The 25789-nt window shown below is 61.7% G+C and carries 21 protein-coding genes and 2 pseudogenes; 13 read left to right on the top strand and 10 right to left on the bottom strand.

Annotated features, from left to right (window positions below):
• Positions 1-30: 30 nt before the first annotated feature.
• The 9 genes from ACTHN9_RS02485 to ACTHN9_RS02445 all read right to left on the bottom strand — a co-directional run bounded on the left by ACTHN9_RS02485 (position 31) and on the right by ACTHN9_RS02445 (position 7397).
• Positions 31-1272, bottom strand: a complete 1242-nt coding sequence (locus ACTHN9_RS02485; protein ID WP_440535164.1) for a pilus assembly protein TadG-related protein — start codon at positions 1270-1272, stop codon at positions 31-33.
• Between the two features lie 28 nt (positions 1273-1300).
• Positions 1301-1621, bottom strand: coding sequence for a hypothetical protein (locus ACTHN9_RS02480; protein WP_440535163.1), 321 nt, complete (start codon positions 1619-1621; stop codon positions 1301-1303).
• A 22-nt stretch (positions 1622-1643) separates the two neighbouring features.
• Positions 1644-3458 carry a type II and III secretion system protein family protein gene (locus tag ACTHN9_RS02475; RefSeq protein WP_440535162.1) on the bottom strand — a complete coding sequence of 605 codons (1815 nt, stop codon included), beginning with the start codon at positions 3456-3458 and terminating at the stop codon, positions 1644-1646.
• Between the two features lie 135 nt (positions 3459-3593).
• Positions 3594-4436 (bottom strand): Flp pilus assembly protein CpaB, encoded by an 843-nt coding sequence (gene cpaB / locus ACTHN9_RS02470; RefSeq protein WP_440535161.1) that lies wholly within the window; start codon positions 4434-4436, stop codon positions 3594-3596.
• Between the two features lie 36 nt (positions 4437-4472).
• A complete protein-coding gene (locus ACTHN9_RS02465; RefSeq protein WP_440535160.1) occupies positions 4473-5873 on the bottom strand; it encodes an ATP-binding protein in 1401 nt (466 codons plus the stop codon).
• Positions 5874-5966: 93 nt separating this feature from the next.
• Positions 5967-6503 (bottom strand): A24 family peptidase, encoded by a 537-nt coding sequence (locus ACTHN9_RS02460; protein WP_440535261.1) that lies wholly within the window; start codon positions 6501-6503, stop codon positions 5967-5969.
• Positions 6504-6581: 78 nt separating this feature from the next.
• On the bottom strand, positions 6582-6812 hold the full coding sequence (locus tag ACTHN9_RS02455; protein ID WP_440535159.1) for a Flp family type IVb pilin: 231 nt from the start codon (positions 6810-6812) through the stop codon (positions 6582-6584).
• 136 nt (positions 6813-6948) lie between these two features.
• On the bottom strand, positions 6949-7119 hold the full coding sequence (locus tag ACTHN9_RS02450; RefSeq protein ID WP_440535158.1) for a Flp family type IVb pilin: 171 nt from the start codon (positions 7117-7119) through the stop codon (positions 6949-6951).
• 107 nt (positions 7120-7226) lie between these two features.
• Positions 7227-7397, bottom strand: a complete 171-nt coding sequence (locus ACTHN9_RS02445) for a Flp family type IVb pilin (RefSeq protein ID WP_440535157.1) — start codon at positions 7395-7397, stop codon at positions 7227-7229.
• Between the two features lie 1074 nt (positions 7398-8471).
• Here ACTHN9_RS02445 and ACTHN9_RS02440 point away from each other — a divergent pair.
• The 8 genes and pseudogenes from ACTHN9_RS02440 to ACTHN9_RS02405 all read left to right on the top strand — a co-directional run bounded on the left by ACTHN9_RS02440 (position 8472) and on the right by ACTHN9_RS02405 (position 16487).
• Positions 8472-9806: a glycosyltransferase family 87 protein gene (locus tag ACTHN9_RS02440; protein WP_440535156.1), complete on the top strand. Its 1335-nt coding sequence runs from the start codon at positions 8472-8474 to the stop codon at positions 9804-9806.
• Position 9807: 1 nt separating this feature from the next.
• Entirely contained in the window at positions 9808-10863 is a 1056-nt protein-coding gene (locus ACTHN9_RS02435) for a glycosyltransferase family 2 protein (RefSeq protein ID WP_440535155.1), read from the top strand.
• Between the two features lie 35 nt (positions 10864-10898).
• Positions 10899-11111: pseudogene (locus ACTHN9_RS02430) on the top strand (methyltransferase domain-containing protein); the annotation flags it as partial.
• A gap of 40 nt (positions 11112-11151) precedes the next feature.
• Positions 11152-11694, top strand: coding sequence for a GtrA family protein (locus ACTHN9_RS02425; protein ID WP_440535154.1), 543 nt, complete (start codon positions 11152-11154; stop codon positions 11692-11694).
• A 9-nt stretch (positions 11695-11703) separates the two neighbouring features.
• Complete coding sequence (locus ACTHN9_RS02420) at positions 11704-12939, top strand: glycosyltransferase family 87 protein (protein ID WP_440535153.1); 1236 nt, start codon at positions 11704-11706, stop codon at positions 12937-12939.
• A 1184-nt stretch (positions 12940-14123) separates the two neighbouring features.
• Positions 14124-15566 (top strand): sigma 54-interacting transcriptional regulator, encoded by a 1443-nt coding sequence (locus tag ACTHN9_RS02415; RefSeq protein ID WP_440535152.1) that lies wholly within the window; start codon positions 14124-14126, stop codon positions 15564-15566.
• A 127-nt stretch (positions 15567-15693) separates the two neighbouring features.
• The gene (locus tag ACTHN9_RS02410; protein ID WP_440535151.1) at positions 15694-16122 is read left to right on the top strand and encodes a DoxX family protein; all 429 of its coding nucleotides are present in this window, start codon (positions 15694-15696) and stop codon (positions 16120-16122) included.
• A gap of 92 nt (positions 16123-16214) precedes the next feature.
• Positions 16215-16487, top strand: a complete 273-nt coding sequence (locus tag ACTHN9_RS02405) for a hypothetical protein (protein ID WP_440535150.1) — start codon at positions 16215-16217, stop codon at positions 16485-16487.
• Between the two features lie 98 nt (positions 16488-16585).
• Here the strand turns inward: ACTHN9_RS02405 and ACTHN9_RS02400 are convergent, their stop codons facing one another.
• Positions 16586-18031, bottom strand: a complete 1446-nt coding sequence (locus tag ACTHN9_RS02400; protein ID WP_440535149.1) for an MFS transporter — start codon at positions 18029-18031, stop codon at positions 16586-16588.
• A gap of 567 nt (positions 18032-18598) precedes the next feature.
• Here ACTHN9_RS02400 and ACTHN9_RS02395 point away from each other — a divergent pair.
• From ACTHN9_RS02395 to ACTHN9_RS02375, 5 genes and pseudogenes are all read left to right on the top strand, one after another.
• Complete coding sequence (locus tag ACTHN9_RS02395; protein WP_440535148.1) at positions 18599-18913, top strand: hypothetical protein; 315 nt, start codon at positions 18599-18601, stop codon at positions 18911-18913.
• Between the two features lie 11 nt (positions 18914-18924).
• A complete protein-coding gene (locus ACTHN9_RS02390; protein ID WP_440535147.1) occupies positions 18925-20568 on the top strand; it encodes a DUF2334 domain-containing protein in 1644 nt (547 codons plus the stop codon).
• 238 nt (positions 20569-20806) lie between these two features.
• Complete coding sequence (wecB, locus tag ACTHN9_RS02385; protein WP_440535146.1) at positions 20807-22021, top strand: non-hydrolyzing UDP-N-acetylglucosamine 2-epimerase; 1215 nt, start codon at positions 20807-20809, stop codon at positions 22019-22021.
• A gap of 108 nt (positions 22022-22129) precedes the next feature.
• Positions 22130-24084, top strand: a pseudogene (locus ACTHN9_RS02380) (glycosyl transferase family protein).
• Positions 24084-25775, top strand: coding sequence for an NfrA family protein (locus ACTHN9_RS02375; RefSeq protein ID WP_440535145.1), 1692 nt, complete (start codon positions 24084-24086; stop codon positions 25773-25775). Before ACTHN9_RS02380 ends, ACTHN9_RS02375 begins: the two are co-directional and overlap by 1 nt.
• Positions 25776-25789 lie beyond the last annotated feature (14 nt).

Below are 25789 nucleotides of genomic sequence, written 5' to 3'. Positions count from 1 at the left end.
TGGGGCGGTGGCTTCTCATGGTCGCCTCGCTTATTGAACCAACACGGGAACGAGCGGGCCGACCGAGGTACCGTCACCGGGAATCCCGGCCGTCGCGCACGGCACGCTTGCGTCGGTCGACTTTCCTTCGTATTCGAGGTGAACCGGGTCGCCGGCCTTGTCCATCGGATCGAGCATCAACACGCAATCCCACCAAGCGATGTTCGCCTTGTGGCCGCTCAGCAACTGGGTGCAATCCACTTCAGGGGCGAGAGCAAGCCGCCGGTCGGCGCCGGCCGAATAAGTCGTCCCGGACGAGGAGCCACTCACCGTGAAACCAAAAGCCGCGTCCCCCTGATAGGGTGTGAATGTCGAACGCTTGGTGACGAAATCGCTATAAACGTTGTTTCCGGACGAATTTAAAGTCGAATAGGCATATCCGGTGAAATCCGGCGTGTCGGCCGATTGCGCATAGGGATTCGCATAGATGCCGAAGCGCGAGTTCCAAGCACCGGTGTCCGTGATCTTGTTGCCCGGCGAGCCGACGCTCGAACCGGCTGCCGGCAGCGCGCAGAAGTTGCCGGTCAGCTCATTCTTGATGGAAACCGCGTTGTTGCTGCCGTCGAGCGCTGCCCAGCCAAAATTGCCCGGCCCGTAGGCGGGCGGCGAGCCGGCTTTGGACAAGATCCATTGGCCCTTTGTATAGCTCTCGCCGGCTACCGGCGGACTCACCTCTGTGCCCGCCTGGCAGACGAACACGGGAATGGCACAGGTGGTTTGAGCGGGGCTGATCGTGGCGACGGCCACGGTCGATACTGAAGCGTTGGCCACCGAGTTGCCCGGCAGCACGTTCAGCACCTGGGCGAACCAGTTGGAAATATTCGCTAACGACGTCGTGCATTTGGCGTACTTCATCGTTGACGGTTTGGCCACCGAGCCCTTCGGCAGGAACGGATTGCTCAGCGAATCGCTGAACGTCACATTGCTGTCCGTTGCCAGCTGTACCTGCGTGCTTTGAAAGAACACGCGGTTGAGGCTGCCGGCCGCGATGCCGGCCGCCTCCGATACCGAGAGGTTGATCGTGGCGCCCGTGAGATCGCGAACCGCGGCCAGTGCGCAGGCGTCCGCACTGTTTTGCAACTCGCTTCTCACGACGTAGAGCTTGCCGAGATCGAGCGCGAGCCCGACGACCCCGATCAGCACCGCAAGGGACAACGCGACGATGACCGCCACCGCGCCGCCTTGAGTGCGTCGAGTCCTGCGTGGTATGCCTGATTTCCATTGGCGACGCATGATGACTTCTCCCCCTCGATATGTTGGTTCACTGACCTCCGCCGCCACCGCCGCCGCCGGTGCCGACACCGATCATGAGCGGCGTGAACGTCGGAGGCGGTGTTTCGAACGACTTCTGATACTGGCCCATCGCGGAATCGGCGGCCTTGCCGTCGATCCCCGCTGTCGACGGGTGATGAGTGCCCGCATCGGGATCGATGACTTGCGCTTGCGTCACGGTTCTGACCGCTTCCCCGAAGTGCGCGTCCCAGATCGGCGTACTCGTCATGCAGCCGCCGAGCGCGGCGCAGGCTGGGGCCGCGACGATAAGGAGTGCCCGGCGTGCGAAAAGATACTGATTGAGTTTCATGAGATTCCCCTTGGCTCAAGCGTTACTGCTTGGCTGAATCGTTCGATTCTTTCGACATCGCGAGCTCGCCGCGCTTGTCCGCTGCATCCAGGCGCGCGGCCGTGACATCGGCGGTCGGCACGGGTTGGGAGACGGCCGGTGAAGGCGATGGCGCGGACGATGTCGACTCCGTTTCGCTGGGCGCGACCGCTGCCGGCGGCTGCGTCGTCGAACTTGACGGCGGAGCGCTCGGTGCCGGCGTGGTGCCCGCCGGTGCGGCAAGCTGCTGCGTCGATTGGCTCGTCGGTGCCGCCGACGTGTTCGGCGCGGTAGCGGCGCTCGTGCGCCGCTTGGCGCCACGGCCTTCCATGTTGCCGGTGGCGTAGATGTCCACCTCGTTCGGTTGCGTGAAGCTGTCCGTCGGCAACGGCAGGTTCGGGTTCGCCATCGGCTTGACGAGGTGCGGCGTGATGATGAACACGAGTTCGGTGCGGTCCTGCTGGAAGTTCGTGCTGCGCATCAGTGCGCCGATAACCGGCACCTCGCCTAGCCCCGGGAACGCCTTCAAACTGCCGGTGATGTTGTTCCCGATGAGGCCGCCGATCGCGAACGATTCGCCGTCGTTCATCTGTACCGTCGTTGCAGCGCGGCGCGTGGTGATGAGCGGGAGGATCGACGTCGCATTCACGCCGGTCGCAGACACCGCAACGCCGGTGGGCGACAGGTCCGATACCTCCGGCGCCACTTTCAGATTGATCCGGCCGTTGGCGAGCACCGTCGGCGTAAACTTCAGGCCCACGCCGAACTCCTCTTCCTGCAGCGTGATCGTGTTCGAACCGCCTGTGCTCGTTTGCGGGATGGGGATGAACACGCGGCCGCCGGCGAGGAATGACGCTTCCTGGCCGCTGACCGTCACGAGGTTGGGCTCGGCGAGGATCTTGGTGAGCTGGTCATCCTTTTGTGCGTCGATTTCTCCCGCGAACGGCAGCCTGTTGGCTTTGCTGGCCGCAATGGCGGACTGTGCGCCGCTCAGCAAGCTGCTGACCAGGGCACCCGTCCAGCTGCCGAAGCCACCTTGAAGGTTAAGCGACGAACCCATCTTATTGACGAGGGTCTTCGCCACCTCCGCCACTTTGACTTCGAGCATGACTTGCTGCGGCGAATCGACCGTCATCATGTTGAGCACGCCCGTCGATCCGCCGGACGTCGAAACCTGCTGAGTCGACGAGGCGCCGCCTACGTTCGATGTGCTCGATTGCGATTGCTGGGTAGGCTGCGACGCGGCGTAGGCCGTGGCGATTTGTACCACCTGTTGGGCGGCCGGCGCATTCGAGACATTCCCCGACAGCACGAGATTGCCCGCCGCGGTCGTGACGCGAATGCCGCGCTCGTTGGGCATCAATTGCCTCAACGTATGCTGCAAGCCGTCCGCGTCGACGCCAACCATGACGTCGATCATCTGGCAGGCGCCGCTACGGCCCTGGATGATCATGTTGGTGGTACCGACGGACATGCCGACGATATAGAGCGTGCGTGGCGAAACCAGCGTCGCCTGAGCCACGACCGGATTGCCGATCGTTCGCGCGGTTGTGGCTTCCTCGAGCGGAACGAGGGTAGACTTGCCTACCGGCACGACGACGTTCGCGCCTTCGCGCACTTCGCCGGTGCAGCTTGGGCCCCGCAGCGGCTGTGCGGCTGGCGCTGCTGCTTTCGGGTCCGCAGCGGCCCGGAAAGGCTCCTTGGCGATGGCGGGCTGCGCGCAAATCACGCCGGCCGTGACGAGTGCCGCGAACAGCGCGCTGCGGCTCTTGCAGCGCCGCGGGCCTCGGCCCGAATTGAACTTTGTTCTCGTATCCATTTGGTGATACCCCCCGGTTACCGATATCGGCGATACCTGTACTTCGTTGATTGATGCTGTCGTGTTTTTTGCGTTTATTTGTGCATGTGCTTGTCATGCGCACGCCGGTCCCTCACGTGCGCACGACATTCACCGCTAAAAGCATTCCTCGCTGCCTGTTACGCCCGACAGAACGCCAATGCAATCGCGTTTGGCGCGCGGGGCAGGCCGGGCTTCCACATAGCGCACACGGGTGGTCTTGGCCGGTGCGGCTGCCGGCGCGGGCGCCGATGCTGCGACGGGAAGACCGAGCAGGGTGAGCTTGGTCGCGCCCTTCGTGGCGAGCTGGTCTTTATCCACTTGATTGCGCAGGACGAGCGATAACGTGCCGACGCTGCGTGCGAGGTCGAGCTTTTCCGCCTGGTCGGGCGACACTTGAAGCGTGACCGCGTTGACGACTTTCGGCTGCGTGTCGTCGCGGCTCACCTGCTGTGCGACGGCCAACACCAGAATCTTTTCGAGCACGATCTTCGAAATGCTCTGCTGGTCGCCCTTTCCGGGCTCTTGCGTGTTGACGATGACGTCGACATAGTTGCCCGGCAGCGCGAAGCCCGCCACGCCCACCACGTCGTTCACGCGCACGGTGATGGCGCGGTCGCCTTTGTCGATCACGGCGGACAGGCCGCCTTTCGTGCCGATCGGCGCGAGCTTCGTTTCGAGCACCGGCTCCCCGCGAGCGAGACTCGTGCGCAGCACGCGTCCATCCAGCGATTTCATATCCGTGAACGAGCCCGGCGGCACGCTGCCGCTCGGCCAGTTGACGATGCGGACCATGTTGACGTTGAGCGGCTGGCCGAGATTGATGTCGTCCCTCGCGACTGCAACGGGTGTCAGCGCACTCGACGAGGTGTGGATGAGCCACCGGGACGCAAAGATGACGGCGGCAAGGCCGGCGATCATCGCCAACGCCAGCATGGTGAGAGCGCGACTATTTTTCATGGCAAGACTCCTCGTGGATCAAGAGACGAACGCGGTTCAACGCGCCGCCAGTCGTTTATCGGGCTGCTTCATGGCGGGCGGATGAGGCCCGTTGCGACTTCCGACATCGCCGAAATAGCTCTGCCATGCCTCGAGGAGCCCGTCCTCGGTCACTTCGCGCGCGGCGCCGCGATATTCCGCGGAAGCCGCAAGCAGGTGGAGCAGGTCGCGCGGGTAGCACGCGAGAAATGGCTTGTTCGTTGCCATATGCAGGTCGTGCAGCAAGTAATCGAATGCCGGCTGCGGCATCTTGTAGCCGATCGATGCACAGCACGCGTCGAAGACGGCGCGGTAGTCGTCGATCGAAAGCGGGCCGATTTGAAGCTTCGAGCCCAGGCGCCGGAGGAAGGCTTCGTCGCCGATCTGCGCCGGGTCGAGGTTGCTCGAGAACACGGGCCACACGTCGAACGGTGCCGTAAAGCGTGTGCCGGACTGCAGCGTGAAGAGATCGATGCCGCGATCGAGCGGCATGATCCAGCGGTTGAGCAGTTCGTGCGCCGCTACACGCTGACGCCCTAGATCGTCGACGATGTATAGGCCCATGTTCGCCTTCAGGTGCGGCGGCGCTTGGTAGAAGCCTGCGTTGACGTCGTAGCGTAGATCCAGCCCTTCGAGCGTCAGCTCGCCGCCGGAGATGATGACCGGCCGGCGGCATAGGCGCCACCGCTTGTCGCCGATAGCGTTCTGGGCGGCGGAGGAGGCCTCTTGATGGACGAGAGGATCGAAAAGCTGCACGATCTCGCCGCCGATAAAAAGCGCGTAGGGAATCGGTACATCGCCGCGCAGCAGTTTGCCGAGCCGTTCGGCGATGAACGTCTTGCCGCTGCCGGCGGGCCCGTACATCAGCAGAGGCCGTCCCGCATTGAGCGAGGCTGCGGCGCTATCGAGCAGAGCATGGTTGACCCGTACTTCGCCGAATGCGGCATGGACATCGGCTTGCGTAATGCGCTGCTTACGGACCGAATGCTCGCGTACGACTTCGGCGTATTGCTCGAACGCGATGGGCGCGGGGCCGCAGTAGCTGCAGCGGGCCAACTCGTCGGCGGCGAGCGTGCGGCCGGCCTCGGTCAGACGCATCGTCACATCGATATCGGTCGCGCCACGGTGCGTGATCTCCGCGAGATGCTCGCGCACGAGGAACTGGAGCACATCTTCCAAGACGGCAATGGGCAGCCGGTGGCGCTCGGACAAATCGGAGAACGTCGATTTGCCGTTCAGCAGCGTGGATTTGAGAATGAGACGGCCGACGAACGTGGGCGGCAAGCCGGTGTCTTCCAGTGTGCGCGGTGCGCGCAGCCCAGCCGGCGCCGCCTCGGTATTGCGCGCGCGCAGGACCGGCGGCTCAGGCAGGCGCGTGATGTGCGCCGAGCTGCCCTGTTCGATGTTGTGTCCGTCCATGTCCAACCCCCGGATAGTTATCGGTTGGAATGCAGCCGTGAACGACGGTGTGCACCCCATTGCTTGTCTCGTACTGCGTTTGCCTATTGGTCCTTAGACCGCCGACATAAAAAGCACGACCAACGTGCCGGCGGCAATGGAGACGCCATAGGGCAAGGTCCCGACTGACTTGATACCGGACGAAACGCCCGCTCCGTCTTGTTGCAAACGCCAGCCGCCGTGTGCGAGGGACCAAAGATTCAACAGAAACTGCTGCATGCGGCCGCGCAAGAGCGTCCAGGCGATCGACCACACGCCGCCGATGATGAAGGACACCAGCGCAACATAGAGAATCATCGTGGGGCCGACCCATGCGCCGATCATGGCGAGCAGCTTGACGTCGCCGGCCCCGGTTGCGCGGAGCAGGTACAACGGAATTAGGAGGGCAAAGCCGGTCAGGGCACCTGCCAACGCATCGCCCAAACCCGTCACAGGCCCGAGAAGGAATGCCTGAACCATGAACGCGGCAACGAGGCCCATCGCGATCAACGGATTCGGGATGCGACGGCAAACGATATCCGTGCTCGCGGTCAAAATGACCAGTCCTACCACGAGAGGCGGGATCGGTTGTGGCGGTAGGGGTAGGGTCAACATCAAGAACCTCGGTCCGGTTGGTTGGCTTGCAGTGGTCGCTCGGATCGCGCGCTTGAACTGCGCTCAAACCTGCTTTCAAAAATCGTTGGCGACGGTGTTATAGACAGTGTTCAGCTTCGAGCCGATCGATGAAATGGTTGCCACGCATACGAGCGCGATCAGCATCACCATGAATGCGTACTCGACCATCGTTGCAGCGCTGTCGTCGCGGAGAAAGGCGCTTGCCTTATCGATCGCGCGGGAGCGTTGCGCAGGGCCAATTAGGGCCCGCACGATGGGGCGTCGAAAGAAGATATTTGCGTTCACGGTCCACTCCTTCGGCACGTTGCCATTGAGTACGTGGGTGTTTGGAGAAAAACGAACGAACGCTCGGGGAGCGGGTCCGTTCGTCTTGCCACAGTGCATTCGCGATCACCTTGAAACGTGTCTGTATCACCGCGGATCAAAGATCGTTGCTGATCGTGGTGAACATCCCGTTCGCACCCGTGCCGATCGCGGCAACGGCGACGATACATACGACCGCGATGAGTGCGAGCATGAGTGCATACTCGACCATGGTGGCGCCGTCCTCGTCGCGCATGAAGCGCTGTGCCCGCGTGAGAAAGCTTTGCATTTGTCACTCCCCTGTCAAAAGAGACCTGGCGGTTTCGACCAATTGAAAACCTACCCCTCGGAAGATGGCGGACGAGCCGGCTTAGCGGCTCGGTCCGCCGAAGTCCATCAAAGGTCGGTCGCGATATTGCCGAACAATGTGTTCGCTCTGGTGCCGATCAAGCCGACAGACGCGATACAGACGACGGCGATGAGGGCGAGCATGAGTGCGTACTCGACCATCGTGGCGCCGTCTTCGTCGCGAAGGAAACGCTTTGCTTGGTTGATGATGGTTTGCATTTTCTGAGTCTCCATGACATACAGAGTGACAAAGCCCTCGCCGGGATTGGCTTCGGGAAGGTACTGCTAGAGGTACTGCTGGAAAAAACCTGGGCCATCGGTCGGCCGACGGATACGTGCGTGAACCGGTCGAAGCTCGGGTGTCGCGAATAGGGATTCATGCAGCGCGATGCCGTGCATGAAGCGCAGAAGAGGCAGGGCCCACGCACAATGGCGCTCTGCCGTAAGCGCATGGCGGACAATGCGCTCGATGCGTGCGGCTCCTCTCGTCGTTGCGACAGGAGATACACCGTGTCGGTCCGTGGTACGCATGCTGATCCCCCCCGGGTGTTCAGCGCTTTGCTCCGGCATCCGGTCTAGCCCGATGCCAACGTGTCAGTCGGCGATTCACCTCGGTCCCTGCCGCATTCCCGCCATCCGGATGGGTGGCGGGAACGGGAAGGTCCTCCCCTCGGACTACGCCCATTTGTGGTTCTTCAGCTCGTTCTTTGTCGAGTGGTCCGAATCACTGGGTCGTCATGTCGTCGACTGCGCGGCTACCAAGGCAAGGTCCAGACCAGCGTCCGCAATCCTTTGATTTGCAACGGTTCCGGCAAATCGTGCCGCCGTGCGTCACGCGGTTTTTGGACTGACTGTCTCAGGTGTGCGACAAACGAGAGGTGTTTTCGAGGTTGGGCGTATCCAATCGTGCGACGCGCGGACTGCTCATGGTTCTCATGCAGGCCCGATTTGCTGGAGTCGAGGCGGATGGATGTGAATGCCCATCATCCTTCGCGCGTATGGCAGTCCGCCCGGGGACGGGGTTGCCGGAAGTGTATCGATGTTGAAACGTGCCGCCGCGAGCGATGGATTCCCGCGCCGGAAGGCGGGCGTGCGCTACCGCACGTACCCGCACGATGCTTCGCATCGCCAAGGGGAAAACTCTCTTGAAAGCCCATTTCGTTTCTGCCAACAATGGGCCAAGCGATTCGCACACGAACTATCCGGAGCGAAATCGCGCTATACGAACCAAAAGAAAAACCGATAGGGACCGGCTCACCGCATTTCGGGTGATGGCCACACTAGGCGAAAGACATGTACTGTTCGGGTCGGGGGAAGCGCGGCGGCGACCGCCGCGCGCGCGGCTGGTTGACGCAGAGCCGGTTGCTGCTCTACAGCTGCGTCATGATCGCGATCTACGCCATCATGCTGAGCGCCTGGGCGTGGACCACGGACGGTTTCCATCGGTCGGATGTCGCTCGCCCGGGCATCGACTTCGCCGTGTTCTGGGTGGCGTCGCACGTCGTGCTGCACGGTTCGCCGTGGCAAGTGTATAACCACCTCGCGTTCGCCAAGGCCGAAGCGCTGCTCCTGCCCGGCATGCAGTCGAGCCACTTTCTACCCTGGCTCTATCCACCGGCGTTCCTGTTCGTCGTCGCCCCTCTTGCATTGCTTCCGTTCGCGCTCTCCTATCTGTTGTTCATCGGCGTCGGTGCACTGCTGTTCACCGTTGCGGCATTGCGCGTGTCGGGGCTCGGCCGGACGATCGGAAATCCGCGCCTGGCCGCTCTGTTCGTGGTGGGTTCCCCGAGCGTATTCGTCGCCGCGCTGGCGGGGCAGAACTCATTGCTGACCGCGGCGTTCGCTGCGCTGGCCGTGTATTGGGTGGATCGCAAACCGGTACTCGCCGGTCTGTGTATCGGCCTGCTCGCGATCAAGCCGCAGATGGCGATCGTGTTTCCTTTCGTGTTGATCGCGGCAGGGGCTTGGCGAGCTTTTTTGGCTGCCGCGCTCAGCGCGTTGGCGATTACCGTGGTTGGTCTGCTCGCGGCTGGGGGGGAGGCGGCGCACTTGTTCCTTCTCAACGCGGATATCCAGCGCAGCGTCGTCATTCAACATTATTTTCATTTCTGGTTGGCCTCCCCAACGACATTTGCCGCGCTTCGCTTGAACGGCGTCGGAATCGCGCTCGCCGAGTGTGGGCAGGCGTGGGTGGCGGTCGCCGCCATCGCGATTGCGTGTCGCGTCTGGAGAAGAACGACTGACGCCCGACTGCGCTGTTCGGTTCTGGTCATTTCGACATTGATCGCCAATCCTTACGTTTGGCACTACGAGCTGACGTGGCTCGGCATCGCGCTGGCATGCCTCGCATCGCTAGGGTTCGAGGAGGGCTGGCTTTGGGCGGAACAAGAGGTGCTGGGATTGGCGTGGTTGTTGCCGTTCTACGAGTACTTCAACCCACATTTGAATCTGCCTCAGGTCGGCCCGATCGTCTTGCTGTGCGCGTTGTTGACCGTACCGCGGCGCTTGCGTGCGACGGCGGCAGGCGTGTTTTTACGGAAAGAAGAGAGCATCGCAGCGGGACGGGTCGCTCGCGATGGCCAATATGGTGTCAATGCGGCAGAACAGAGCTTGAATAGCGGGGGCTAACATGGACGCACCTACCGGAAGACCATTGATTTCGCTGGTGGTCCCGTTTTATAACGAAGTTGATACGGTCGACGGGTTCTTCGCCACGATCGTGCCGCTTCTCGAGGCGATGGAATCGATCAGATTCGAGATCGTCTGCATCAACGACGGCAGCACCGACGGCACGCTCGACAAGCTCGTGCGCGTCGTGACGAACGACAAGCGCATCCGCGTACTCGACTTCTCGCGCAACTTCGGCAAGGAGGCTGCACTGACAGCCGGTATCGAGGAAGCGTCGGGCGCCGCCGTGATCCCTATCGATGCCGACTTGCAGGATCCGCCCGGTCTCATTCCGGTCATGATCGACCATTGGCTGAAAGGGGCGGAGGTCGTCGCCGCGAAAAGAAGCGACCGGGCTTGCGATACGTTTCTGAAACGGACGACTGCCGCGCTCTACTATCGCGTCCATAACGCGCTCTCCGAGGTCAAGCTGCCCGAAAACGTCGGCGACTTCCGCTTGATGGACCGCGCGGTCGTCAATGCGTTGTTGAGCCTGCCCGAACGCCACCGCTTCATGAAAGGGCTCTTCGCATGGGTCGGTTTTCGTACGGTGATCGTCGAGTATCAGCGCGAACCGCGTACAGCGGGTAAATCGAAGTTCTCCGGATGGCGCCTTTGGAACTTCGCCCTCGAGGGCATCACGAGCTTCAGCACGGTACCGCTGCGCAGTTGGACCTATATCGGGCTTGCGATGGCGGCGCTCGCATTCTGCTATGGCGGGACGATCGTCGGGCGCACGCTCCTGTTCGGCAATCCCGTACCGGGATACGCGTCGCTGCTTTCGATCATGCTCTTCTTGGGCGGGATCGAACTGGTCGGCATCGGCGTGGTGGGCGAGTATGTCGGGCGCATCTACGACGAAACCAAAGAACGTCCGATCTATATTGTGCGGCGGCGCTATCAAGCGAGCGAAAACGTCAGCACGTTGCCCGCGCGCCGCGGCGAAACGGGCGCGCGCAACGTCACGACGCTGCACGTCGCTCGCAGGCGCGCGATGGATGCGCGGATGGGCCGTTGATCGGGGAGGAATGCGCGATGTCACCGGAAGCTCGCTTCTCGGACTGTCTGGAACACATATCGGACGACGTCGGTGCGCTAAGGGGCATGCATGCGCTGCTAGCGGCGGGTGGATCGATTGTGGTGACGGTCCCGGCCTGTCAATGGTTGTGGAGCGCGCACGACGAGTTTCTTCGTCATCGTCGCCGCTACCATCGCACCTCTTTAAAGAGGTGCGCACGGGCAGCGGGGTATCGCATCATACGCTCCCCTTTGGGGTCTCGTTGCTTGCCGTATTGAAGGCGGAATCATGAAAGTCGACCCGAACGGCGCGTCGGAAGATGCCCCGAGTCGTATAGTGGCTCGCGAGCTGCCTCGTGCGGCTAAGGCCCTACTGAGACCGTTCGCACATGCGTCGGTCCGCTATTTACTCGTCGGGTGCACGAACACGGCGGTCGGCTTCACGGTGATCTGGGTTGCGCTGCGCTGCTTCGGGCTCGGCAATGTCGCTGCGAACATTGCCGGGTACTCGGTTGGGTTCCTATGGAGCTTTGCGCTCAATCGAAAGTGGACGTTCTACCACCAGGGCGCCGTCGGCTCCTCTTTGCTGCGTTACCTGCTAGTGACGCTCCTCGCCTATGGGCTGAACCTGCTGGTGGTGATCGTGGCCGAGCGTTGCTTGATCCGAGGCAGTCTATTCGTGCAGTTCGATGGGATGCTGACCTACTCCGCGGCTGCCTATGTCGGGGCGCGGTATTACGTCTTCCCAGGCGGTTCGGGCCCAACGCGCACTGTCTTGGCGTCCGCGGGATTGAAGCATTCAAACAGGGGTCAAGGCCCATGGGGCCTGTGAAGGAACGACATGAGACAGCTCCCTCAGCCGTGGCTATTTCGGATCGCGTTGTGCTCGTGCGTGATTCTGGCCATTGAACTTGCTTTCACGTCCAGCCTTGCGTGGAGCACATTCACGCGGTCCGGGGCGCCGCAAGCGGGATTTGGAATCGATTTTTCCGTGTTCTGGAGTGCGGCGGTAGTGGCGCTTGCGCACGGTCCCTCAGCCGTATTCGATCAAAGTCTCTTAATGACGGTCGAGCGAACCGTCCGATCGGGAGCGCTGTTCGCAGGCACCAGCGGACCGTGGCTGTACCCGCCTACCTTTCTTCTTTTTCTCCTGCCGCTGGGGATGATGCCATTGAACGTCGCACTGACCGCGTTCAGCTTCGTTGGGGCGGCAGCCTATCTTCGGGCGATGTGGGCGACGGTGCGCCGCGCGGGACCGCTAGCGCTTTGTCCGGTAGCGGCATTCCCTGGCCTTTGGCTTGCGCTCTGTTACGGACAGAACTCCCTGCTGACCGCGGCCGCGGCTGCGGCGGCGCTCGTATCGATCCCTACTCGGCCGATATTGGCCGGCATCTTCATTGGGCTGCTGAGCGTGAAGCCTCAACTCGCGTTGATCTTTCCGTTGGCATTGATCTGCGCGCGGCAGTGGCGCTGCATCGTGTCCGCAGCGGCGTGTTCGTTGCTCCTATGGGGCGTCAGCGTGGTCTTGCTTGGCGCCGATATGCTGCCGGCTTGGGTGCACACGGTCTCCTGGTTTAAGCACACCTGGATCGAACATAACTCCGAGATATGGCGCGGGATGCCGACGATTTACGCCACCGCCCGAAGTGCGGGGGCATCGGCTCGGATGGCATACGGACTACAGGGAGTGGTCGCGATACCCGCCTGCGCGGTGACGGCATGGCTTTGGAGGGGGAGCGCCCGATACGAGTTGAAAGCCGCGGCATTGTGTTGCTGCACGCTGGTCGCCCAACCGTATCTGCTCTATTACGATCTCGCGTGGCTAGCCATCCCCATCGCGTTCATTGGCGTGGATTTGTACCGGCATTCGGGGCGCGGCTTCGAGTGGCTCTCGCTGCTTGCCGCGTGGGCGATGCCCTTGCAGTCCGTCGCGGCGACGATGACTCCTGGGGTGGGCCAGTGGGCTCCAGCGGTGCTGGTATGGCTGCTGTTCCTGATTGTCCGCAGGCATGGACGGCAGGCGTTGCAACCGGCGAAGCAGGGCAACGTCAGTGGGTACGATCGCCTAGTGTCTTGAACGTTCGGCGATGATAAGCAGACACGCCGCAAGATCGGATTTAGGCCAACCGCGCTTGTCGCGCACGACCGCGTTCCTGATGTCCTTCGAGGTGTCGCCGCCGTCGCCTCATGCGAGCGGCAGCGACACCGAAGGAGCCCCGCTGCGGGAAACGCGATGCGCCACGTCGTGTCGGCCCTCGGGTGGGTAGTGCTCGTGGCTGTCGTGCGTTGCCTGCGGGCGAAACGATGCAAGGGGCGTGCCAATCCGGCCGAAATGCTGCTATTTCAATGGTCCTCGTCGCGTTGGTGCGCGTGCCGAACGGCTGCTGCGTCCTCTTTGTTGCAGGGCTGCTACACGCCTAGGCGCCTCAAAATAGCGCGCAAAGCCCGCTATCGCCGTTCGCAGGCTAATCCACTGTGGCACGAAGGCAATAAAGCGGCGTCGTCGATGTTTCGGAAACGAATAGGATGACTATAGGCCGACATAACGGTTGAATTGGTTGACGAAACCAATTCGATGTCTATACGGCGCATGTTTCATTTAGGCGTTAAATCACCTCCAATACACAGGCCATTGAAGGCATTAGAAGCGATTGCGAAGAACGCGCCTTGCGGAGCACAGAATTTCCGCGTCGCAGCAATCCAGGCAAAACATACGAGGAATCGCGGGCGTTCCCGCGAGGAACTGTAAGGAAACAATGGATGCGCAGGCTCCAGAACACGTCATTTTTACCGGGTGCACGCTCGAAATCTCCGGCATCGGCGGGGGCTGGATGCCAGTGCGACGCTACATTACAAGGAACGAGCGGCGGCGCACATGAATCGGTAAGAAATGCCGCGACTTGGTGTTCGGCCTAATGGCGTTTTTTCCTATAGTAATTCGTAAGGTAGGGGGCTATGTTGCAATGCATAACGAAATAAACGCGCAACAGGCATCAGGCGCGACGCTTTTGAGAGATTCCGAGGTGGGGGCGTGTGTTCGGTACGATGACTCGGCCGGAGGCAACCGAGCGTCGTGGCCAATGCATGCTAATGCGCGATGGTGGGCATTGCCGAATGAGACGGCGTGCCGATGTGGTTTCGGATGGGGTTTGCCGACGTAACGACTCGGCGCAAAAACACTGATCGAAATCAAAAATGGCTTCGATGCGACGGGGTACGTTGACCGAGGACACTCGCGTATCGATTCGGGGGCAACACAACATGACTAACATTTTTAATCCGCTGCACGCAGAACGTACCGTTCTTCTCGTCTCGCTCAAGCCGGACACGGATTGTGTCGACTGGCTCGTGGCGGCGGGCTGGCACGTCGTTCACGCGAAGACGCCACAACAAGTTCAGCGGACGCTCGAGCGCGGTGCGATTCATGTCGGCCTCGTGCAATTGCCGGTTGCCTGCAGCTCGCAACAGTTGGCCGAACTCGAATCGTGCATCTCGGGTAACGATGTCGCTTGGATCGCCGAGGTGCGGCCCGGGCAGGCCGAAGACCCATCGATTCGCCGATTCATTCTCGACTTCTGCTTCGATTTCGTCACTCTGCCTTGCAACGACGAGCGGCTGACCATTCTGATGGGCCACGCCGACGGCCTCTGGTCGTTGCGCGACACGGCCAACCACGCGAAGCCGATGGCGGTGAGCAGTGCGATGATCGGGCAATGCGAAGCGATGCAGCAGCTCAATCGCGGCGTCGATAAATGCGCCCGCAACGAAGCGCCGGTTTTCATCGCCGGGGAATCGGGTACGGGCAAGGAACTGACCGCCCGCGCGATTCACGACCGTTCCGGTCGCGCCAAAGAACCCTTCGTCGCCATCAATTGCGCGGCGATCCCGCCTACGTTGCTGCAATCGGAATTGTTCGGTCATGAGCGCGGCGCATTCACGGGCGCGCTGCAACGCAAGATCGGCCGCATCGAAGCGGCAGCGGGCGGGACGCTCTTCCTCGACGAAATCGGCGACATGCCGCACGAATGCCAAGCGGTGCTGCTGCGCTTCTTGCAGGAAGGCACGATCGAACGGCTCGGCGGCACCGGCCCGATCAAAGTCGACGTCCGCATCGTTTCCGCTACGCACGTGGATTTGATGGCGGCGATCGACGCGGGCCGCTTCCGGATGGATCTTTACCATCGGTTGTGCGTGCTGCGCTTGGACGAGCCGCCGTTGCGCGAGCGTGGCGGCGACATCAAGCTGCTCGCGCAGCATGCGCTCGAACTCTATCGCCGCGACGGAGCCCGCAAGATCCGCGGCTTCTCGAGCGATGCGATCTCGGCGATATTCAACTATAGCTGGCCGGGCAACGTGCGCGAGTTGATCAATTGCGTGCGCCGCGCGGTCGTGATGGCGGAAGGGCGATTTATCACGTCGTCGGATATGGGACTGCCCGGCGTGGAAACGAAGTGCGGTCGGACCCTGGCCGAGATTCGCTGCGATGCGGAGCGTGCCGCCGTGCGCGACGCTCTTGCGCGCCATGCTTACAGTTTGTCGAGCGCCGCAATCGAACTGGGCATTTCGCGTGCAACGCTGTATAGGCTGCTCAATTCGAGCGGGCTGCGCGACGAATCGCCTTCGCCGCGCGCCGCACGCGGTGTGCCCGAGCACGACCCGGCCGGCGATTCGCCACGGCACGGTGTCGAACAGATGGCGCGATAGGCACGCGTTCGGTGAGCGCCAACCCGTTCGGCGCTTGGAAAACCGCGCCGTAGCGCATATCCTGACCTTCGACGTCCGCGCGCCGCGAGGCGCGCGATTTTATTTCGGGACTCGGAGGACTAGATACATGACGCGTGCCGTCGATTCGGGAATCATTCTCATTGCACGTTTGGCGCTCTCGGTGCTCTTTCTTTGGTCGGGCGTGATGAAGCTGCTCGGCTATGGCGCCTTCGTCGGCTACCTGCAGGCGAAGGGCGTACCGTTCGTGCAAATCGCCGCGGCGGTTGCCACGGCGATCGAGGTGATAGGCGGCATTCTCCTCGTCGTCGGCTTCATGATTCGTCCGCTCGGCCTGCTCATGGCGGTCTACACCATTGCAACGGCGATCCTGGGCCACGATTTTTGGAACGTCGCGGATGCTGCACTTCAGCACGACATGGTGATTCATTTCTGGAAAAACGTGGGTATCGCGGGCGGCTTTCTGCTGCTGTACGTCACGGGTGCCGGCGGCGCCAGCATCGACGCGGCGCGTGCCCCGAGGCGCTCTTCGCTTTGATCGGGCCGGCTAGGCGCATCCGCTTGGGCGCCAGCGCGCACGTTACTTGCTTGCCTTCGGCGAAGGACGTGCGCGAGAAGGAGGGCTTGCCGATGATTCAAAGTTTCGAGCAACAAATCGACGGACGCACCATGCAGTTTTGCGCCAGCTTGGGCGAAGGCGAATCCAAACATCGCGTCATCATCAGCCGCGACGATTCCGCCGAAACGCTCGTGGTATTCGACGCCTCGGGCCTGATCGGATCGTTGAAGGCAGAGATGGCTGCCCCCGAGCAATTGATCGCCGACGCGATTCACAAGGCCCGCGACGAAGGACTCATCGAGCGGGCGATCGATACCGGAGCAATTCAGAACGCCACGCTTTAGTTGCTTGAGCGTCGATTCGATTGCGTTGGCTCGGCAGTTCGACGGTGCGGCCGATCGGCCTCGACGAGGTCGATCGGTTCGCTCGCTCGTGCGCGTGCTTATCGGCCGGCGCTCGAGCGTTCCGTTTCGCCCGCGACGCCTTCCCTGGCGTGTGCGTCGGGATGAACCAGGCTCGCGAGCAGCAGGCCGACGACCAACAGCGCCGCCGCAATCGCCGCCGATATCCGCATGCCCGAGACGACGGCGGCCGCGCCGGCGCCGCTCGCGAGCGCACCGAACGCCGCGACGCCCACTGCACCGCCTGCTTGTCGGGCCGTATTGAGGAGGGCGGATGCCGTGCCCGCGCGCTTATGCTCGACCGAGGCGAGCACGGCGGTCGTCATCGCGGGCACGGCCAGGCCCATCCCGGCGGGGATCAACAGGAACGGGACGAGCATGGCGACGATCGGCGTGCGTGCCTGTATGAGCGGCAGCAGCCCATAGCCCACCGCGCCGATGACGGCACCGATCATCATCGGCCGGCGCGGCCCATAGCGCGAGACGACCCATCCGCTGACGACGTTCGAGACGAGGAAGCCCCCGGTGAGCGGCAAGAATGTGAGGCCGGCTTGCAACGGCGTCTCGCCGCGTGCGCGTTGCAAGAATAGGCTCAACACGAAGACGGTGCCGTAGTAAGCCATATTCACGCAAACCCCGAACACGACGGCCGCGCTGAACGTTCGATCTTTGAGCAATGCAAGCGGCACCATCGGCGCACGGCTTTTGCCTTCGACGAAAACGAAGGCGAACGCTGCGCATGCGGCCGCGATGAACGCGCCGACGATCAGCGGGTGAGCGAGGCCAAGCGGACGCAGCTCGATCACCGCACCCGTAAATGCAGTCAACGCGACGATGGCGATCAGCTGACCGGGCAGATCGATTCCCACGGGCCGGTGCGCATGCGCCGCCTCGTCGTCGTAGCGAGGAATCCACACGAGCGCGGCGGCGAGGCCCGCAAGGCAAAGCGGGACGTTGACGAGAAAGATGCTGCGCCACCCCCAGGCAGCGATTAGGAAACCGCCGAGCACGGGGCCCGCGGCGATGGCGATAGCGCCCGAAGCGGTCCACAACCCGACGGCCCGCGCGCGCAGACGCGGATCGTGGCTGCAGGCGCGATTGAGCAGCGCCAGCGAATTGGGCAGCATGGCGGCCGCGCTGATACCTTGAGCGGCGCGCGCCGCGACGAGGGCTTGCGCATTTGGCGCGAGCCCGCACGCAAGCGAGGCGGTGCCGAACAGCACGAGACCCGCTGCGAACAAGCGCCGGGCGCCGTAGCGATCGCCGAGTACGCCCCCCGACAGCATCAAGACAGCGAATGCAAGCGTGTAGGCGTCGACGATCCACTGCAGAACGGCGATGGGGGCCTGCAACTGCGAGCCAATGCTCGGCAACGCGATATTGACGATGGTCACATCGAGTTGGGTGACGACGAAGGCCACGCTGACGGTCGCGAGGACGCGTGCGACGGCGGGCGTAAAGGCAGGGGATGAGGTGGATGAGTTCATGCGCACCATGTTAGCAACGCGTCCTAACCGATGTTTCGCAGTTCGACGAAACGTCGAATGCGATGCGGGGCGGCAAGCGCATTGGCACTTGGCGAACGATTCGCTCATGGAGGGGCAGCAACCGCCGTGCCGGCCGATTCTGCCGGCGTGCGTGGTTCCAATGCAAAAGAGGGCGTTCGAGCTGGACTTTCTACACCCTGCTAGCACCGGCCGACGAATTGTCGTCATATGAAATCGGGCGCAAGTTCATTAGGCTTAGGCAACGTTGATAATTTCTGAATAAGAAATTATCAAAATATCAACTGCGCTAACACGGCGGCGGCGCAAATCAGTGTGCGCGCCCCGACACTTTCAATAGATTTCATCGCGCGCGGTCGCGCTTAACCGTGCATGCTAATAACGCAGGGTAACGGATTACGTACGAACCCCCTTCGTCGTATCCGGCCCGTGCTGACCCACATGGACGCGTCTCCGAGATGTTCCCCCGAACATCGCGGCGGTCCGCTGCACCCTCAAAACCCGTTCGCTCCCTGGACCACGCAGGCAGGCGAACAAAAGGAGCCGGCTATGCCTGTTCACTACCTCTGCGCCCGTCGTCGCCGATTCGTCCCGTTGGCGATCTCCGCGGTTTTAACTGTCGTGTTTTCCAGCGGCTTGGCGATGAATGAAGCCAAGGCGCAAAGCACGAACAATAACAATGCGAAGGGCCCGAATCCGGCCACCAGTTACAAGGTGCCGCCGCGGCCCATTCTTTCCGGACATTTTCAGATTCAGCCCGGCATGTCGAAGAAGGACTGGACCGACGCCTATAAAGAAACGGGGCGTCCCAAGTTCAACCTCAACACCGTCAAACGCGTAGGCGGCACGGTCGAACGCGACTAGGGAGACCCAAGATGAAAAAGTTCATTCTCATCCTGGCCCTGGTGGCCGGGTTCGCACAGCTTGCCGTGCCGGTGAGCGCACGCGCGCAAGCCACGACGGCGAGCACGTTGATTCTGTACGACAACCCCCAAAACGATCCCTATTCCAAGCTCGGTTTGATCTACGCGATCATGCTGCGCAATCTACTCGGGCATTTCAACACGACGGTCACGATCGAGCCGGTCCAGAACTACACGGCCGGCCAAATCGGCAGTACCACGGCGACGTTCTATTTGGGCGACTACTACAACAACCCGCTGCCCACCGCGTTCATGAACGATGTGATGACGGCCAAGAATACCGTTGTCTGGTTCAAGTACAACCTCTGGGAAGTGGCTTGGAATAACGCTTATACGTTCACCCAGACCTACGGTATCAACTTCCTCGGTTTGGCGGGTCTAAACTCGGCGCCTTCTTCGAGCAACCCCAATCCGGGCTTCTACGATACGGTGACCTACAAGGGTCTGCCGATGGTCAAGTACTACGCGTACGACGCATCGACCGGTACCGTGAATGCGGATCCGGATGTGGGCCTGACGTCGGTCGCCAATGCGGCGCTGGCGCAATCGCTGGTCACGATCACGAACAGCCAAACGGGCGCCACCGCGCCTTACGTGATCCGCTCGGGCAACTTCTGGTACTTCGCCGACGATCCGTTCTCGTACATAGGCCCGACCGACCGGTACCTCGTGATCTGCGACATGCTGCACGACATTCTCAATACCGGCGCGCCGGTCAATCATCGCGCACTGGTTCGGCTCGAAGATCTCGACGCCTACACCACGACCGCTTCGATGAAGCAACTGAGCGACTACCTATACAGCTCGAAGATTCCGTTCACGATGGCGACGATCCCGCTCTACACGGATCCGAACGGCTACTACAACGGCGGCGTGCCCGAGACGATTCACCTCGCGCAAGCGACTGGGCTGAAATCCGCGCTCAATTACGCGCTCCCGCGGGGCGGCTCTATCGTCATGCACGGCTACACGCACCAATACGATTCGACACCTAACCTGCAGAACGCCGTATCGGGCAACGACTACGAGTTCTGGTACATGGTGCAGAACCGGCCCGTCGACGAGGATTCCGTGCAGTGGGCCGAAGGGCGGATGGCGGATGGCTTGGCGGAGTTCAAGAACAACGGCTACAAGGTCGCGGGCTGGGGCGCACCGCAATACCAGATGTCGCCGCTCGCCTCTCAAGCCGCGGCTGCCGAGTTCCCGACATCGTTCCAACGTGCGGTCTATTACACCTCGGCAAACCCCCAGATCGGCACCGGCGCGGCGAACCAGGATTTCTCGGCCGGGCAGTTCTTCCCGTACATCATCAACAAGGACTACTACGGGGAACGCATCATTCCGGAAAACCTGGGCAGCATCCAATACAACATCTGCAATATCGACCCGTTCTCTTGCGTCGCCTATACCTGGCAGCAGGTTTTGCAGAACGCGCAGTATGCGGCTGTCGTGCGCGATGGTTTCGCCTCGCTGTTCTTCCACCCGTACTGGCTCGAACCCGATTTGAATCTGCCCGCCATGAGCGACTTCAAGAGCCTGATTTCGGGCATCACCAACCTTGGCTACAAGTGGGTCGACGGTACGACGGCCAAGTAACGACAACCGAGAGAGTTTGACTTCGATCATGCGAGCGCGTCTTCGGCGTGCTCGCGCGAGGCCGAACGCCGCACTCGCGCGAAAGCTATGAGGTGGCTCCCACAGACATTGCAAGCACCGAACTCCTACGCTCTGACTGCAAGCTTTTTGCAAGCATGAGGCAAGCAAGCGACAACGTACTGGCGCGGGCATCGATGCCCGCTAGAGATCGGTATTTGCCAAATCAGCGGGGAAAGAGATGAAGAAGGTTTTAACGGTATTCGGTACGCGCCCAGAGGCGATCAAGATGGCGCCGCTCGTTCAAGCGCTGGCCGACGAGGAAGGCATTTGCGCGAAGGTGTGCGTCACCGCGCAGCACCGCCAAATGCTGGACCAGGTGTTGGAGTTGTTCGAGATCGTGCCCGACTACGATCTCGATTTGATGCGTGAAGGACAATCGCTCGGCGATCTCACGTCGGGCATTTTGCAATCGATCGGCACTGTCTACGACGATTGGCAACCCGACGCCGTGCTCGTCCACGGCGATACGACGACGACGCTCGCCGCGAGTTTGGCGGCGTTCTATCGGTACATTCCGGTGGGGCACGTGGAAGCGGGGCTGCGCACGGGCAATGTATGGTCGCCGTGGCCGGAAGAGTTGAACCGGCGTGTCACCGATGCCGTTTCGTCATGGCTTTTTGCGCCGACGGAGCAGGCGAGGCACAACTTGTTTAGCGAAGGCGCGCCGGCTTCTCAGGTGATGTTGACGGGCAATACGGTGATCGACGCATTGGTGCGGGTCAAGCGCAAGCTCGATCACGACACGAAACTCGCGGACAGCATCGCCGCTCGTTATCCGTTTCTCGATGCCTCGCGCCGGCTGATTCTGATCACCGGGCACCGCCGAGAAAGTTTCGGCGATCCGTTCAAACACTTCTGCGAGGCATTGCGGCAGATCGCCGTGAAATACGACGACGTTCAGCTCGTCTACCCCGTTCACTTGAATCCGAACGTCCGCGCACCGGTGAACGCGGTGCTCCGCGATCAACCCAACGTCCATTTGATCGAGCCGCAGGACTACTTGCCGTTCGTCTATTTGATGTCGAAGGCCTATCTGATCATTACGGATTCGGGCGGCATTCAAGAGGAAGCGCCGGCGCTCGGCAAGCCCGTGCTCGTCACGCGCGAGACGACGGAACGGCCGGAAGCCGTGCGCGCGGGTACCGCGAGGCTGGTCGGTACGCATACCGAACGTATCGTGTCCGAGGTGCGCCAACTGCTGGACGACCGAAGCCAATACATGGCCATGGCGCACGCCAACAATCCCTATGGCGACGGCCATGCAAGCGAGCGAATAGTCGACGGATTGATGAGCGTGCCCGCGGCGGTCGGATCGATGAACCACGCGACACCGCATCCCCTGCCGTTGCATAACGCAATCGCTTCCGGATTACATGCATTGCGTTCGGCGTGAGCTGTGTGTGACCTGCGCATGACCTGCGATCAGTGTGGGACGACGAACGGTCGCCGTCCCGCATTCATCGCACGATGCTTGGGCAGGGTCAACGAGCGTTGCTAGAAAATGCACGAGATATCGGTGTGGGGATCCTATATAGACGGGTTGAACGCAGTCGCAATGGCGACGGCGATCATCATTTTTATTAGCACGTTGGACGACCTGTTTCTCGACTGTTGCTACTGGCTATTCGAAATCAGACGCATGCTGCGCGGCGAATCGAGCGCGAGCGTCGATGCGCAGGCGCTGCGCGATCTCGACGAGCAGTACTTGGCGATCATGGTACCGGCGTGGAAGGAGTACGACGTCATCGCCAAAATGATCGAAAACACCTTGGCGACGATGGAGTACGAGCATTACGTCATCTTCGCCGGTACCTACCACAACGATGCGGAAACGACGGCCGAGGTCGAGCGGATGGTACGACGCCATCCGGGCCGCGTCGTACGTGCCACGGTGCTCAACGATGGGCCGACTTGCAAGGCCGACTGCTTGAATTGGATCATCGGCGCCATTCGCCGCTATGAAACGACCCATCACCTCCAATTCGCGGGCGTCATCATGCACGACTGCGAAGACGTGATTCATCCGATCGAACTCAAGTACTTCAATTACGCGATCGTCGATCACGATCTCGTCCAGTTGCCGGTGTTGTCGCTGCCGCGAAAATGGAACGAGTTCGTCGCCGGCACGTACATGGACGACTTCAGCGAAACGCATCAAAAGGATATCCCGTCCCGGCAACTGTTGACGGGCATCGTCCCGGGCGCAGGCGTAGCGTCATGTTACAGCCGCCGTGCGATCGAAACCGTCTCCGTCGAGCGCGGCGGCAAGCCGTTCAATACGTCGACGCTGACCGAGGACTACGATTTCAGCTTTCGCCTGCGCGAACTCGGCATGAAAGAGATGTTCGCGCGGTTTCCTATCGCCGAAGTCGTGCGGGAGAAAGTGAGGCGGCATCGGCGGCGCGCCGCGAGCGCACGCAACCTGCTTGCGACGCGCGAATATTTCCCGAGTACGCTGCGCACGGCCTATCGCCAGCGGACGCGCTGGATTTTAGGCATCTCGTTCCAAGGGTGGCAGCAACTCGGCTGGCGGGGCAGTTGGCGCGACCGCTATATGTTCTTTCGCGATCGCAAGGGAATGGTCACGTCGCTCATCTCGATCGTGGCGTATGCCGTGCTGATCAACTACCTGGCATTGGCAGGATTGCGCGCGGCGGGACTTGCGCCGCCGGGCGCGGCGGGCGAGGGGCTGGTGAGCGGTTCTCTTGCGCCGCTGCTGGCGGCCAACACCGTCATGCTCGCGCTGCGACTGAGCGAGCGCTTTTACTTCGTCGCGAAGCTGAACGGCGCATTGCAAGGCGCGCTGTCGTTGCCGCGCATGTTCGTCAACAACCTGATCAACTTTTTGGCGGTCTCCCGCGCGTGGCGCATCTTTATCAACCACCTCATCACGGGCAAACCCATCGCATGGGATAAGACGAGTCACACCTACTTGTCGAACGATCAACTCGGCAAAGCGAGACGCAAGCTGGGCGAGATTCTCGTCGAATGGGGCGTCGTCACGCTCGCACAGATCGAGGCGTGTCTTGCGCGCCAAGCCGAATGCGGCAGGCGGCTCGGCGAGTTGTTGCTCGAAGCCGAAGCCGTCGGCGCGGAACGCTCGCTGATGCGCTCGCCGAGCAGGCCGAATTGCCGCGCGTGAGCCTCGCCAATGTCGCGGCCGGGCATTTCAAAGCGGCCTTCGCACTCGAGCTACAACAAACCTATCGGGCCGTGCCGTTTTCGACGGCCGACGACGGCACCTTGAACGTTGCCGTCGGCAGTCCCCTCACGGAAGACGAGCGCGAGACCGTCAAGCGTGCCGCGGGCTGCAACGTCGCGTACTTCGTGGCAAACGATGCGGAAATCGCGGCCGAACTCGCGCGTCACGCGCGGCGCGCGGACCTCGATCGGGACGCCGGCACCGCATCGCAAGCGAGCTGCGTCGTACCGTCGGCCAAACCGGGGGAATCCTGATGAAACGCGCACGATCGAAGCGAACGAGGCGCCTTCGGGCGATCGTCCGCACGGGCGGGCTTGCGGCGATAGCCGCACTCGCGCTTTACGCGAACGCGGCCTTGGCCCAGCCGCAAAAGCTGACGCCGCGGGCGTATCGGCTCGCCGATGCCGCGTACAAGGCGATCGCGGCGGGCGATCTGCCGCAGGCGGAGACCTACGTATCGCGCGCGTTGAAAGTGCAGCCTTCGAACATGCAGCTCGGACTGCTGCTGCTCGACGTCTATCTCCGCGAGGGCAAGATCGAAGAGGCCGATAGGCAGGCCAACGGACTCCTTGCCCGCTATCCCGACGACGGCAACGTACTCGCACAACACGGCTTCTTGGAACAAAGGCAGCAGCGTTACGAGCAAGCGATCGGCGATTTTTCGGCGGCACTCGATAAGGGCTCGTGGAACGCTGCTCAGCAACGCAACTTGCGGCTTGCGTGGGCCGATAGCGCGTTGATGGCGCACGAGCCCGATCAGGCAGGCAAGGCACTTAGCCCGATCGAGAACGACCCCGACGTGGCGGTGCAATTGCGCGTGGCCCAACTGCGTCTACGCAACGGCGATCGCAAGGGCGCGCTCGCGGCGGCACAACTTGCGCAAGCCAATGCGGTAACCGACGACGATAAGAAGAGCGCGGCCGCTTTGATCGGCTTCGCCCAGCAAAGCGAGCCCGATCCGCGCGATGAGCAAGCGCAAAAGACGCTGCAACAAGCCTACGATCTACTGCGAGAGAACAAGGACAACGATGCGCTCGCGGCATTTCAAAAGGGGTTTGAACTCGGGGGAGGCAAGGCGGGCAACTATGCCGACGCGGGCTATGCGGCCAAGCGCTTGGGCGAGAACGACGAGGCAGTCAAGTTGTTCGAAGCAAGCCTAGACGCGGACGACCATGAGCATGCATTCGACGATCAGCGGCGCTTCGGCTATCGCCGCGAGGTGCAGCAGCTCGAACGAACGTGGGGGTTCGTCGTCAGCTTGCCTTATCAAGTGTCGGCGTTTTCGTATCAAGGCACTGTGAGCGTCTTGCAGCCCGGTATCGAAGCGTATTGGCAGCCGCCGAAGATCGGCAATCGAAACGGGCGGCTGTTTCAGTTCTTCGTGCGAGGCTACGGCACGGCCTACGACGGATCGGGCAACGTGACCGGTTTGCCGACGCTGCAGGGATCCGTCGGTGCGCGTTATAAACCGCTTGTCGATCAGAATCTCGTTCTGAGTGGCGAACGCTTGGTGCGATTAGGCAGTCTTTCGCAAAACGATTGGCTCTTGCGTTTCGGTTATTCATCCGAAGCGGGTAATGATTTGCGCGTCACCGAACCGAGCTGGCGAGCGTGGCAAGTCTATGCGGAGGCGGACTACTTCCTTCACCAAGGGCGTTACGTTTTGTATTCTCAGTTACGATACGGACACACTTGGTCGATCCCTCAAATCAGCGACCATCTGACGGTTTACCCGCACGTCGCACTGATTTTTGATCGCGACAGCCGGGAACAAAATCAAACGGCAATCAGTATCGGCCCTGGCGTGCAGTTTCGTTTTTGGTTCAGGGAAAGCCGATATAGCGCGCCGGCGAGCTATGCCGACTTGACGGTGCAGTACCACATTCCGCTGACGTCGGCGGCGCGTGCGCGCGGGGTCGCCGCGCAGTTGACGCTGTGGTACTGACGGCGTGCCGTACC

It is taken from the genome of Trinickia sp. (genome assembly GCF_051953405.1).
GTDB lineage: Bacteria > Pseudomonadota > Gammaproteobacteria > Burkholderiales > Burkholderiaceae > Trinickia.
The sequence above is the reverse complement of the archived record's forward strand: the minus strand, read 5'-3'. Positions and strand labels throughout refer to the sequence as shown.

Bases quoted from the DNA above. Each gene is read 5' to 3' on its own strand.
- ACTHN9_RS02390 (WP_440535147.1), top strand. From the start codon at position 18,925: ATGAAAAAGTTCATTCTCATCCTGGCCCTGGTGGCCGGGTTCGCACAG.
- ACTHN9_RS02375 (WP_440535145.1), top strand. From the start codon at position 24,084: ATGAAACGCGCACGATCGAAGCGAACGAGGCGCCTTCGGGCGATCGTC.
- ACTHN9_RS02440 (WP_440535156.1), top strand. From the start codon at position 8,472: ATGTACTGTTCGGGTCGGGGGAAGCGCGGCGGCGACCGCCGCGCGCGC.
- ACTHN9_RS02400 (WP_440535149.1), bottom strand. From the start codon at position 18,031: ATGAACTCATCCACCTCATCCCCTGCCTTTACGCCCGCCGTCGCACGC.
- ACTHN9_RS02395 (WP_440535148.1), top strand. From the start codon at position 18,599: ATGCCTGTTCACTACCTCTGCGCCCGTCGTCGCCGATTCGTCCCGTTG.
- ACTHN9_RS02450 (WP_440535158.1), bottom strand. From the start codon at position 7,119: ATGCAAAGCTTTCTCACGCGGGCACAGCGCTTCATGCGCGACGAGGAC.
- ACTHN9_RS02405 (WP_440535150.1), top strand. From the start codon at position 16,215: ATGATTCAAAGTTTCGAGCAACAAATCGACGGACGCACCATGCAGTTT.
- ACTHN9_RS02435 (WP_440535155.1), top strand. From the start codon at position 9,808: ATGGACGCACCTACCGGAAGACCATTGATTTCGCTGGTGGTCCCGTTT.
- wecB (WP_440535146.1), top strand. From the start codon at position 20,807: ATGAAGAAGGTTTTAACGGTATTCGGTACGCGCCCAGAGGCGATCAAG.
- ACTHN9_RS02420 (WP_440535153.1), top strand. From the start codon at position 11,704: ATGAGACAGCTCCCTCAGCCGTGGCTATTTCGGATCGCGTTGTGCTCG.
- ACTHN9_RS02415 (WP_440535152.1), top strand. From the start codon at position 14,124: ATGACTAACATTTTTAATCCGCTGCACGCAGAACGTACCGTTCTTCTC.
- ACTHN9_RS02485 (WP_440535164.1), bottom strand. From the start codon at position 1,272: ATGCGTCGCCAATGGAAATCAGGCATACCACGCAGGACTCGACGCACT.
- cpaB (WP_440535161.1), bottom strand. From the start codon at position 4,436: ATGAAAAATAGTCGCGCTCTCACCATGCTGGCGTTGGCGATGATCGCC.
- ACTHN9_RS02425 (WP_440535154.1), top strand. From the start codon at position 11,152: ATGAAAGTCGACCCGAACGGCGCGTCGGAAGATGCCCCGAGTCGTATA.
- ACTHN9_RS02480 (WP_440535163.1), bottom strand. From the start codon at position 1,621: ATGAAACTCAATCAGTATCTTTTCGCACGCCGGGCACTCCTTATCGTC.
- ACTHN9_RS02445 (WP_440535157.1), bottom strand. From the start codon at position 7,397: ATGCAAACCATCATCAACCAAGCAAAGCGTTTCCTTCGCGACGAAGAC.
- ACTHN9_RS02465 (WP_440535160.1), bottom strand. From the start codon at position 5,873: ATGGACGGACACAACATCGAACAGGGCAGCTCGGCGCACATCACGCGC.
- ACTHN9_RS02410 (WP_440535151.1), top strand. From the start codon at position 15,694: ATGACGCGTGCCGTCGATTCGGGAATCATTCTCATTGCACGTTTGGCG.
- ACTHN9_RS02475 (WP_440535162.1), bottom strand. From the start codon at position 3,458: ATGGATACGAGAACAAAGTTCAATTCGGGCCGAGGCCCGCGGCGCTGC.